The following is an 8,074-nucleotide window of genomic DNA, read 5'->3' on the forward strand; positions in this document are numbered from 1 at the left end:
CCGGCGTCCCGCGCGCTGAAGGCCAGTTCCCCGTCCACCAGAACGAAAAACGCGTCGGCCGGCTGCCCGTCGTGGAAGAGCACCTCGCCGTCGGCCAGCGAGAGCTCGGCGCCGGCCTCGGCGATCCACGCCAGCTGGAAGCTGTCCAGGGCGGCGAAAAGGGCGATGCCCCGCAAGGTGTCGACGTTCATGCGAGATCCCTCCGGGCAAGGGCCAGGACAAAGGCTGTGCTGACGCCCCGGCAAGGGGGCGGGGCGTCAGCACAGGGGGCGGTCACCCGCCCAGGATGGCGGAGACGGCGCGGAGCGGGATGTCGGCCCAGGCAGGGCGACTCCTCGTCTCGTACGCGACCTCGTACACCGCCTTGTCCAGTTCGTAAGCGGTCAGCACCGAGCGGGCGCGGCCCAGGTCGACGCCGGACTCCCGGCTGTAGCCGGCGATGAAGGCCGACCGCACCTGGGAGAGCCACCGCTCGGACTGGCAGCGGGACCACGCGTCGCCGACCTGGCCGGCGGCGTAGTCGAAGGAGCGCAGCATGCCGGCGACGTCGCGCAGCGGGGAGTGCGGGGCGGAGATGTCCTCGGCGGCGGGCTCACCCTCGAAGTCGATCAGGAGCCAGCCGTCGCCGGCCCGCAACACCTGCCCGAGATGGAGATCTCCGTGCACGCGCTGGGTCAGCACCTTCTCGCCGGCCGCGGCGGGAGCCCGGTAGACGGCCCGGATGCGGTCGGCGTGCCGGCCCAGCGCGGGGGCCGCCGCCAGGGCCCGATCCAAGCGTGCGCACAAGACGTCGGCCAGGGTCTCACTGTCCATTGTGGATACGCCGAGCCGATCGGCCAGCGCCACGTGCACATCGGCCACCGCGGCGCCGAGCAGTTCGACGTCGGCCACGAACGCCGAGCCGTCGTCGACACCGGACACCAGGTTGTGCAAGGCGTCGGTGGCCAGCAACCAGCCGTCCCGAGAGCCGGCGGCGAACTCATGCAGCACGCCCAAGGTCACGGGCGCGCCGCGCAGGGTGCCCTCGATCGAGCCAAGCAGCCGCGGCACCCGCGCGCCGCCCAGGACCCGGTGCAGCTCCAACTCCGGGTTGACGCCGGAAGTCAGGTGCCGGAACAGCTTGAGAATGGCCCGATCCCCGAACACGACGGAGGTGTTGGACTGCTCGACCCCGAGCGGCCGGCCGGGAACCGGGTCGCAGCCGGTGATCCACGAGCCGGGCTCCGGGCAGAAGCCGATGCTGCCGGAGGTCTCGGCGCCGCCGATCATCGCCAGCAGCGAGCCCATCAGCCCGGAGTCCACGGTGGCGTCGTAGACCACGCCGTCGGCGGCCGTCATGACCGCCGCCGACCCGATGTCCGACGGCAGCACGGTCCGCTGTCCCAGCGGCACGTGGTAGAGCTCGGTGTCACCGTCCGAATAGGACACCTCGACGACCACGAGCGCGCCGGCCGCGGCGCAGTCGGTGGTCAGCTCGGCGGCGGAGAGGATCTCGACCCGGTGCGGGTCCCGTCCCCCGCCGGCGAACCAGCGCCGGCGGGGCAGCCACGAGACCAGGGCGTGTTCCAGCGGACTCATCCGGCCCGACTCAGGATCCCAGTGCACGAGACCTCCAGACCTCAGGCGTACGGCCGCAGGGTGGCCAACTCGTCGGCGTACTCCTCGTCGACGGCGGCCAGCGTGGAAAAGGCGTGCGCCGCGGAGGCGAGCGTCACGTGGTGGTGCCAGCCGCGGAAGCTGCGGCCCTCGAAATGACGCAGGCCGAAGCCGTCGTTGAGGCGGGCCATGTCCTCCCCGGTGCGCCGCCGCAGCCGGGTCAGGGCGACCAGCTCGGGCAGCCGCGCGTTGTGCATGTTGGTCAGCCACACCGAGGTCGGCGCGATGCTGCCGGGCAGCCATTCGGCGGCGATCCGGCGCATCCGCCGGTACGCGGCGTGCGGGGCCATCTGGACCACGTTCTCCGCGTTGGGAATCACACCGAGGATCCACCGGGAGGAGCCGACGCGCTGCGTGGCCGGGTCGCGCCAGCTCATCGTCAGCTGGCCGCGGCGGGCTGCCAGCATGGCCAGCTCGCCCGCGGTGAACCGGCGGCCGTTGACCGGCGGCACCGCGGTGTCGGCGGGAATCCGCACCAGATAACGGAGTCCGCGCTGCTCAAGGCCGTCGATCAGCTCGCCGATGTCGGCGTGGCTGCTGGCGTCGACCACGATCGGCGCGGGGGCGAGGCCCCACTGCGTGACCATCTCGTCGATGGCGTCCAGCGCGCACGACCACATAGGACGGTGCCGTTCCTCCTCCGGCACATGGGTTCGCGAGCGGCGGACTTCGTCGTCCGACCAGTTGCGCGGCAGCAGCAGCCGCCAGTTGACCGGGCAGCTGGCGGACTCGTTGGCCATGAACACCGCGACGCCGAGCTGGCAGTTGATGGTGCGTCGCGCGGCCGGCACGTACTGCTTGGCCACACCGACCGAGCTGTCCCCGTTCTTGGGGAAGACGGCCTCCTCCAACACCCACGCCTGGGCCGGCGTGGTCGCGGCGAACTGGGTGGCCAGGCTGCGCCGCACCGGTTCCCACTGCCACGGGCTCTGGTTGACGAACTGCTGCAGGCACTGGTCGGCCCGCCAGCCCAGGACGTGGTCGGAAATGCGGCGGATGGACTTGCGGCCGGGAACCTCGATGAGGCCACGCACATAGACCTCGGCCCAGCGGCGCTGATCGGACCGGGGCAGCGAGGCGAACAGCCCCTGGCAGAACCAGGACAGCCCGCCACCGGCCCGGCCGGCTTCCGGATTCGTCGTCTTCGTGATCGTGTGCATTTCTCCCCCACCGTGACGAATGGCGAACTCTCACTGGATCGAGCGCGGTGCGGCGGCCTCCCCCATGGCGCCGCTATCCGTTTCCGGCCCCCATGACCCCTTCAGATATCTGAGGTGCAGGCAGATCGCGTCGGCGTGCGGCGCGTACCGGGTGCGGCTGTCCTGAAATGCCAGCCACGACTTCTCGCTGTCCCGCTCCATCGGCAGGCCGGCGGCCGCCGCGTAGCGCACGGAGTCGGAGAAGGCCCGCTCCTCGCGCCCGTGCATGCTCACGGTCGGCACCTCGAGCTGAATGTTCAGCTGCCAGGCCAACCTCTGGATGCAGTCGCTGCCGGCGGCGAGCAGGACGCGCACGCTCGGCGGGGCCCATGTCGGCGCGACCGCCTCGGTCAGCGCGGCCGCGTCGAGCACGATGACGGCCGCCTCCACCCAGCACATCTGTCCGGCCGGACGCTGGTACAACAGCGCCGGATAGCCGGCGTGGCTGGACCGGACGTCGGCCATCCAGTCGGCCCAGTGCTCGAAGGCCGTGCCGAGGTCGGACCGCGAGCCGCCGCGCAACCGGTCGGCCAGCACCACTTCGGCGTCCAGCGGGCTGGTGGCCCTGGCCTGCAGCCGAGTGGTGATGGCCTCCCGGCGCTGGTAGCTCTCGATCAGCTTGCTCAGGTAGACCGAGAACAGCAGGGCCTGCAGCCCCGCCAACGCCCAGCCGGCGATGTGCACGGCCTGCCCCGCCCCAGCGGGCAGGCCGTAAGCGACCAGCCAGCTCGCCCCGGCCGTGGTGCCGAGCCAGATGGCGAGCAGCGCCGTCAGGCTCAGTGGCGCGCTCAGGTCGAGCGCGCGTTCCCGGCGCCGCTGCGGCAGCGCCGACGTGCTGGCCAGGAGCAGCCGGTAGGTGAGACGCGCGGTCAACCGGGCCGCCAACGAGGACCGGTCCCGCGGGTTGACGACGGTGCGCAGCACGCTCAGCACCGCGGCGCCGCCCAGTGCGATCCCGGTCAGCACGGCGATCAGGTAGACCACCACTTCAAGCCCCTTCCCCTACCTCGACGTTGCTCAAGCATCGATCGGGACGCGGCGGGGCGGCAGAGTCAGCTTGTGGTGGCACTGCGAATACCAGTACCGATCCCCGATCACACGGTCACGGGTCCGAAACACCTGATCAGGTGACGGATGGGCGCGATCACAGGCCTCCGGCCGGTCCTATTGGCCCGTTTCTGGGCTAAGGTCTTGGGAACTACAAACCTTGGGAGAGGTGTGTCGGTTGTCGGGGAACGGTCACGCTGCCAAACAGCTGAACATCTCATGAGCGAGGGGCAGCGGAGCTGCCCGAACGTCCAGCCGGTCGGGCTCACGGTGTGTGTTCTACGCTGAACGACGAGTAGCGAAAGGAGGATCGCGTGCCGGACGGCCGAGACAAAAGGAACGAGCTGGCCGCATTCCTGCGCACGCGAAGAGAGCGGATCCCACCGGAGTCGGTCGGGCTGCCCGCCGGCTCCAGAAGACGCACCAACGGCCTGCGCCGCGAAGAAGTGGCGGTGCTCGCCGGGGTCAGTCCCACCTGGTACACCTATTTGGAACAAGGGCGCAACATTCGGCCGTCCACGGAAGTACTGGACAGCCTGGCCCGGGTGCTCGGCCTGTCCGAGGACGAGCGCCGCTACATGCACATGCTGGCCCACGGCCAGGCCCCTCCGGCCAATCGGAGCCAGGACCCGCAGCCGGGCCAGTTCATCTCCGAGGTGGTCACGGCGCTGAGTTCGGACGACTGCCCGATCTACCACGCCAACCAGAACGGCGACGTGCTGGCCTGGAACGCGGCCGCGGTCAGCTGGTACGGCGACTTCGCGGCGATGCCGCCGGAACGGCGCAACATCATGTGGTGGACGTTCACCGAACCGACGGCCCGGGACCGCCTGGTCGAGTGGGAGGACGAGGCGCGGGACTACGTCGCCCGGTTCCGCGGTGTCTGGGCCCAGCGTCCGCAGGACAAGACCCTGCACGCAATCATCGCTGATCTTCGTGAGGCGAGCCCGGATTTCAATCGCTGGTGGAACGGCCACGACGTGGTCGGGCAGCGGACAAGGACTCGTTTGCTGCGCCATCCGGTGCACGGCATCAGGGAGTGGCACCTGGTCGTTCTCTATATGGCCGACAACAGCTTCGACGCGATCATCGTCCACGTGCCGGCAAATGAAGTACACGGCGCCCCTCCGCCCGGCAGCGGACCCGGCGGACCCAATGGATCCCTTTGGTCTACAGGGGACATCGTTACGTAGCTGTTGACCCGGCGTTTTGAACTAGTTGATACTCGAACCAACGTCAGCGGCGACAAGGATCTGTTACCGCATGCCCTCCGCGCATTAGCGAAGCCGTTTGCGGTCGCACCTCCGCTACGAGTCGACGGCGATCACGCCGGCTCCGCGGACGTTTCGTGGGGGAGGGAGACATGCACCCATGGTTCGGGGATTCATCGGCAGAGCCGACCAGCTGAGGACCATTCGCGCCGCGTTGACGGCGCCGGCCCCGGCCTCGCTGGTGATCACCGGGGAGCACGGGGCCGGTCGCAGCAGCCTGCTCGCGGCGGCGCTGCGCGGTATGGACCTGAGCGACACACTGGTTCTCCGGGTGACACCGTGCGCGTCCCGGCAGCCGCTTTCCACGCTGCGGGCCGTGCTTCCCGGGGACGTGCGGACCGAAACGGACGCGGTGCGGGCCATCGCGGACCTGGCCGCCGGCCGCCGGCTGATCATCACCGTGGACGACGCCCATCTGATCGACCACGCCTCGATGTTCGTGCTGAGCGAGCTCAATCGGGACAGCAGAACCACCTTGGTGGTGACCGAGCCGCACGGCGTGAGCGGATCGCCGGCGGCCGTGGACTTCGTCCGCTACCGGCACGACACGACGACCGTGCGGCTGGGGGCTCTGACTCCGCACGAGGTCGCCGCGCTCGTGGGCGAACTCGTCGGGGGTGAGGTCCGCGTCGGCACCGCCACCGCCGGCGCGCTGCACGCCGCGACTCGTGGCAACGCCGGACTGCTCAGCGAACTCGTGTCGCGCGGGCTGTTCGACGTTCTCGTACAGCACTCGGACGGCTGGCAGCTGGCCGAGTTCCCGACGCCGTCGGCGACCAGGGCCGACGACGAGCTCACCGAACGCCTGCTCCAGGCTCTGGAGGAAGCCTGGCGGGCCGTGGCGCTGAGTCGGGTCGACATGCTGTGCCGGCTGGCCACGTGGGTCGGGCTGCGCGACGAGGTTCTGTGCAAGTGGGCCATCGTGCTGCTGCTGCGTGGCCGTCCCGACGACAGCTGGCGCCTGCTGCAATCGGCCAACGGCCCGGTGGACTGCCGGCGTCAGTTCGTCGAGGCGATGGTGCTGGCGTTCGGACTGGGCATGAGCCACGAGGCGGTGTTCGCGCTGCGCTGCCACAGCCAGGACGAACGGTCCCGCGCGCACCTGGCGTGGTTCCAGGCGCTGACCGGCGAGCGGGCCGAGGCGTCCGCCACGCTGGCGGCGCTGGCGCACTCGATCGACCCCGAGGTCCGGCTGTTCGCGCACGCCGCGCGGGCGACCAATGCCGTGGCCGTCGGCCGTTATGTGGACGGCGTCCCGCAACTGCGGCGCGCGCTGATCTGCGCGGATCTGCTCGAGAACGAGTTTCCCTGGCTGCCGGGCTATCTGACCGGCTGCCTGATCGACGCACTGCTGCTCGGTGGTCGCATCGGCGAGGCGACCACGCTGGCCCGCGAGTTCCACGCGGCCGCCCGCAACTCGGGCTGGGCAGTGGCCGTCGCGCTCGGCACCCTGGCCGGGCGGCACGGCGGGCACGCGCCCCCTGCGCGCGCCGCCACCGTGACACCGAGCACCCAGAACTGAGGGGGAGGAATGACTTCGACACACCGGCAGGACCGCGATCCGATCGCCGTGGTCGGGATGGCCTGCCGATTACCGGGAGCCTCCGGGATCGCCGACTTCTGGCAGGTTCTCGACAGCGGCCTGGACACCACTTCCGAGGTGCCGGCCACCCGGTTCGACATCGACGCCCTGCACGACCCGGTCCCCCGCACGGCCGGTCGCATCGTCACCAGGCGCGGCGGATTCCTGGACGGCATCGAGGATTTCGACGCGGACTTCTTCGGCATGGCCGAGCGGGACGCCATGCGGCTGGACCCCGGGCACCGGCTGCTGCTGGAGGTGGCCTGGGAGGCGGTGGAGGACGCCGGCCTGACCACGACGCAACTGGCCGGCAGCCGAACCGGTGTCTACACCAGCGTTCTGTCCACCGAGTACTGGGACATGCTGGTCGGCGCGGGCATGATCGACCTGCGCGCGGCCACCGGCGCCGGCTCGTGGGGCCTGGCGGCGGGCTGGATCTCGCACGCCTTCGACCTGCGCGGGCCGGCCGTCGGCGTGGACGCCACGTGTGCGGCTTCGCTCATCGCCGTGCAGGAAGCCTGCCGCAGCCTGTGGTTCGGCGAGTCGGACAAGGCGATCGTCGGCGGCGTGAACCTGTTGCTGTCGCCCAATCTCTACCTGGGACTGTCCCAGGCGGGCGTGTTGTCGCCGGACGGCCGCTGCCGGTTCGGCGACGCGGACGCCAACGGCTACGTACGCAGCGAGGGCGCGGCAGTGGTGGTGCTCAAGCGCATGTCCGACGCGCTGGCCGACGGCGACCGGATCCACGCCCTGGTGCGCGGAACTTCCGTGACATCGAACGGGTCCAGCGGTGGGCCGATGGTCGCGCCGTCCGTGGAGGGGCAGCGGGCCATGCTTCTGGCCGCGCACCGGGACGCCGGCGTCGATGCCGCCGAAATCGACTACGTGGAGGCGCACGGTCCCGGCACGCCGGCCGGTGACGCGGCCGAACTGACCGCGCTGGCCGAGGTTCTGGGCCAGCGGCGCGGTGGGGATCCGTGTCTGGTCGGGTCGGCCAAGACCAACATCGGCCACACGGAGGTGGCCGCCGGTCTGGTCGGGCTGATCAAGACGGCGTTGGCGTTGAAGCACCGCCGCATCCCGCCGACGCTGCACGTGACCCGCCCCAACCCCGTGCTGGCCGAGTTCGCCGACGTCCTCGGTCTCGCCACCGCGGCGACGCCGTGGGCCGACCGCGGGCGGCCGCGCATGGCCGGGGTCAGCAGCTTCGGCCTCAGCGGCGTGAACGCGCACGTCGTGCTCGAAGAGGCTCCGGCCGTGCTGTCCGCGCAGCGGCGCGACCGTGCGATGCCAGGCTTCCTGTTGCCTATCTCGGCGCG

General features: G+C 70.7%; 7 protein-coding genes. 3 read left to right on the forward strand and 4 right to left on the reverse strand.

Annotation, left to right across the window (positions count from 1 at the left end; translation table 11 throughout):
• The 4 genes from KUTG_RS61365 to KUTG_RS17655 all read right to left on the reverse strand — a co-directional run.
• Nucleotides 1-191, reverse strand: a 191-nt coding sequence (locus tag KUTG_RS61365; protein ID WP_043718215.1) for a cyclic nucleotide-binding domain-containing protein, incomplete at its 3' end; no start/stop codon positions are given.
• Nucleotides 192-273: 82 nt separating this feature from the next.
• Entirely contained in the window at nucleotides 274-1,578 is a 1,305-nt protein-coding gene (locus KUTG_RS17645; RefSeq protein WP_043718218.1) for a maltokinase N-terminal cap-like domain-containing protein, read from the reverse strand.
• A gap of 41 nt (nucleotides 1,579-1,619) precedes the next feature.
• Nucleotides 1,620-2,816 carry an IS701 family transposase gene (locus tag KUTG_RS17650; RefSeq protein WP_052394800.1) on the reverse strand — a complete coding sequence of 399 codons (1,197 nt, stop codon included), beginning with the start codon at nucleotides 2,814-2,816 and terminating at the stop codon, nucleotides 1,620-1,622.
• Nucleotides 2,817-2,846: 30 nt separating this feature from the next.
• A complete protein-coding gene (locus tag KUTG_RS17655) occupies nucleotides 2,847-3,842 on the reverse strand; it encodes a hypothetical protein (protein ID WP_043718221.1) in 996 nt (331 codons plus the stop codon).
• 374 nt (nucleotides 3,843-4,216) lie between these two features.
• Between KUTG_RS17655 and KUTG_RS17660 the strand changes: the two genes are divergently transcribed.
• The 3 genes from KUTG_RS17660 to KUTG_RS61370 form a co-directional block, all read left to right on the forward strand.
• Nucleotides 4,217-5,095 carry a helix-turn-helix transcriptional regulator gene (locus KUTG_RS17660; protein ID WP_043718224.1) on the forward strand — a complete coding sequence of 293 codons (879 nt, stop codon included), beginning with the start codon at nucleotides 4,217-4,219 and terminating at the stop codon, nucleotides 5,093-5,095.
• Nucleotides 5,096-5,273: 178 nt separating this feature from the next.
• Nucleotides 5,274-6,695, forward strand: a complete 1,422-nt coding sequence (locus tag KUTG_RS17665; protein ID WP_043718227.1) for an ATP-binding protein — start codon at nucleotides 5,274-5,276, stop codon at nucleotides 6,693-6,695.
• 9 nt (nucleotides 6,696-6,704) lie between these two features.
• The coding region (locus tag KUTG_RS61370; protein WP_198047212.1) for a beta-ketoacyl synthase N-terminal-like domain-containing protein at nucleotides 6,705-8,074 on the forward strand (1,370 nt) is incomplete at its 3' end.

The sequence above is a fragment of the Kutzneria sp. 744 genome (genome assembly GCF_000568255.1).
GTDB lineage: Bacteria > Actinomycetota > Actinomycetes > Mycobacteriales > Pseudonocardiaceae > Kutzneria.